Raw genomic sequence first — 3143 nt, forward strand, 5'->3', positions numbered from 1 at the left:
ACCGCCATCCTACACAACACTGTCCTCACAAACACAAACCTTAGAGGGGCCAGTTTTCAAGGTGCAGATCTCAGCAGTGCCAATCTCAATGGGGCCAATTGGCAAGCAGACCACCGACAAGACGCAAGCTTAGCAGGAGCAACTCTAATCGATGGGATAATAGTCTCCTCACCCCTATGAAGCTATTAAATCGCTGCACTTCTTGATAGTTTATTGGCTGTCTCTTTTGAGGCAAATCCGCGCTGGACTTCTTCTTTTGACTCCTTGAAACGATGCTTAAACTCAGGCTGCATGAGCTTGAGCTGCCCGAAGTTATAAAACTGGGCAATGCATCATTACCAGGCTTTCTAGTTGGAAAATTGTCAGCATGAATTCCTGTCATACCCATAAAGAGCCCTTGGGAATTCATCCCGTCAAGCGGTCGATCGCTACCAAATTGCTCAATCAGACATAGACCGTGGGTCATCACACCGTAACAGCGAGCTGGAGGTAAAAAATGAATATTTCCCCCTCGCTGAATCCAATCAAAGTTACGGCCAATAATGATTTGTCCGTTTAATTTGCAAGCAAAAATGGAGCACATCTGTCAATCGTGAATCATAACAGCAGCGTTTACTCGAGAAGCAATGATGTACACCAGGCAGGCTTTCTTACTCCTCTTGATCTGCCTCATCTGTAGCTACGGTTTCTTGTCGCTCAATAACAACCGTAAGATGAGCTACCATCGCACCGATAATACCCACAGCTGCAATTACTGGGAAAAAGGCAGCACTAATAACACCCCCAATAACTCCCACCGTCATCGGAATCTCAATCAGCGTATGACCTTCTTCATTTTTGATAATAATGCGACGAATATTGCCTTGATGAATAAGTTCTTTCACCTCAGCTACAAGGGCATCACCAGAAATTTTAAGTTCTTCTAAAACTACCTTCTCGGCAGGCTCTTTCTCTGACTCAGTAACAGACACAACTTCAGAATCCGGTACATTAGACACCGAAACATCTAACGTTTGAGGTACTTCTTCAAGATCGGTATTCATTGCTAAAGTCCTTTAGCAGCTTACATTTATAGGCTAACCAAGACTTATGAGGAAGTTGTGAAGGAACGTCTGTTAATCAATGTGATGCTCAGTAATCTGTCAATGCATATACTCCCAAAATAAACGTATCTCCACAATGCATTTTTTTTCTTAAAGACTGAAAAAACACAAAAAAAGCTTATAATGTAATTACACCAGCTTTAGAACAGCATAGGGCTTTAAAGAGATAGCTGATATCTCTAAGATATACAACTTTGCTCTTTCGCTAACAAATTAAAGCTGACTGTAGCCCGTAAGGAGATTGATCCTATATGCGATGGGTTATTCAAGGTAAAGATCTCAAGGTCACAGATGCGATTAATGACTATGTTCGTCAAAAAATTGGTAAGGCATTAACTCGTCATCAAGATATTGCAACCAAAGTTGACGTTAAACTATCCGCACCTCTTCAAACCCAAAAGCCATCTCAACAAACTGCTGAGGTTACGGTACATGCGAGCGGAACAGTTATTCGAGCCGCTGAGAAGCATGAAAATCTCTATGCCAGCATCGACTTAGTTACCGATAAGCTTGTTCGTCAACTACAGAAATATAAAACAAAGAAACAACGCCGAGCCCAACCGAGGGAATCCCTTAGCAATGATCTAAATCAGTCACTTGAAGTGGCCGATTTGATACCAGATCGCTCGCCGGAGCTACCTCCGAAAGTAGTGCGTAACAAATTTTTTATGATGCCGCCGATGTCCATCGAAGAAGCTCTGGATAATCTGCAACTGGTGGATCATGACTTTTATATGTTCCGCAATGCTCAGACTGATGAAATCAATGTCATCTATGAGCGCAACCATGGCGGCTATGGCATTATTCAGCCGCGCGAGCAATCTGACAGTTAACTAATCTGAAGTTATGTAGAGCATAGGTGCTAATGATAACAGCACCTATGCTCATGGATTTACACCTCATGGGAAAGACCAACAATATCATCAGATAATAGACTCAGAACTATTGTCCACAGTAGTCGGAAAGTCAATGCGTCCACTGAAACCTCCTAGCCTGCAAAGGGTCTGCTGCGAGAAAACGGTAGAACATGAAGGTGCATACCGTTGACAAGGTGTCCGTCTCCCAGCTACTTATAAATAGCGTTGTCGATGGCCACTCGAAAAAACTCTCCTTCTGTTTCAAATTGATGAGTGCCAAAATACCAGCCTGCTCGCAACTTAGTTGGGATTGTATAACCTGCAAACGTAGATTCTTGGTCTATATATGCGCCAAAGTCTTCAAATTGATAGCGGCTACTATCTGGATTACCCCAACGTTTAAAGCTAAGCTGCTGTAGCCGCCCAAGATCATCTATTGTGAGTTTTAGTACAGTCATGTTGCCCAGAGATCGCAACGTAGCTTGGATATGGTAGCGATCGCAAACCGTCCACTCAGCCTTACTCAGCATAGACGGTAACCACATGCATTCTCCATGCATGCGACCAATCGCTGAACGGGTAACATCCCCACCTGCCGCTGTCATCACAGGAAACAAACCCAGCAATTTCCACTGCATAGCTCCTTTGCCGTAGATTAACCGATCCCACCCCCTGACTGGCAGCCTATTCACTCGGGTAATCGCCTGCCAGATCATGCCTCGCTGAGGATAGATGACTTGTTCAGCCTGGAAAGGTTGCCACTGCTTCAGCTTTATCTCTCCATGCATACGCAACCGCACCGCACTAGCCAAGGGAGTCGCTGCAGATATCGCATGTTTCAGATATCGCCCAACTGGCTCAGGCAAATCCACAATTTGGTCATGGTGAAACACAGTCTCAGACAGAGACACAGAGTGCCAAAGCTTGTTGACAGAAATCGGTTGAAACCCCATTGCCATATCTCTACTCAAATCTAACCACTACACCAGGCCTCATATTCTCTATCCTTAAACGCCTCTGGATACTCCTCATCGTAATACTGTTCAGATGCTGTCTGTTCAATGGATTCAGCTCGCTGACGTGCAGCTTCTGCCTGTAATGCATCAACCGCTAACCAAGCATTTAAGCAGGCTTTTGACGCTGGCCCATTCTCTCCACATACATGACGCGCTTTCTCTGAGAG

General features: G+C 44.5%; 5 protein-coding genes. 2 read left to right on the forward strand and 3 right to left on the reverse strand.

Going from position 1 to position 3143, the window contains the following annotated elements; all coding sequences use genetic code 11:
- Positions 1–180 (forward strand): pentapeptide repeat-containing protein (locus tag IQ260_RS29180; protein ID WP_193996570.1); only part of this gene is annotated, 180 nt, incomplete at its 5' end.
- Positions 181–650: 470 nt separating this feature from the next.
- Here the strand turns inward: IQ260_RS29180 and IQ260_RS29185 are convergent.
- The gene (locus IQ260_RS29185; RefSeq protein ID WP_193996571.1) at positions 651–1043 is read right to left on the reverse strand and encodes a DUF4342 domain-containing protein; all 393 of its coding nucleotides are present in this window, start codon (positions 1041–1043) and stop codon (positions 651–653) included.
- 311 nt (positions 1044–1354) lie between these two features.
- Here IQ260_RS29185 and hpf point away from each other — a divergent pair, with 311 nt between their 5' ends.
- Positions 1355–1936 (forward strand): ribosome hibernation-promoting factor, HPF/YfiA family, encoded by a 582-nt coding sequence (gene hpf, locus IQ260_RS29190; protein WP_193996572.1) that lies wholly within the window; start codon positions 1355–1357, stop codon positions 1934–1936.
- A gap of 233 nt (positions 1937–2169) precedes the next feature.
- Here the strand turns inward: hpf and IQ260_RS29195 are convergent, their stop codons facing one another.
- Complete coding sequence (locus IQ260_RS29195; RefSeq protein WP_193996573.1) at positions 2170–2913, reverse strand: DUF6920 family protein; 744 nt, start codon at positions 2911–2913, stop codon at positions 2170–2172.
- A gap of 20 nt (positions 2914–2933) precedes the next feature.
- Positions 2934–3143 (reverse strand): Calvin cycle protein CP12 (locus IQ260_RS29200; protein ID WP_228016541.1); only part of this gene is annotated, 210 nt, incomplete at its 5' end.

Source organism: Leptolyngbya cf. ectocarpi LEGE 11479 (assembly GCF_015207065.1).
Lineage (GTDB): Bacteria > Cyanobacteriota > Cyanobacteriia > Phormidesmidales > Phormidesmidaceae > Leptothoe > Leptothoe ectocarpi.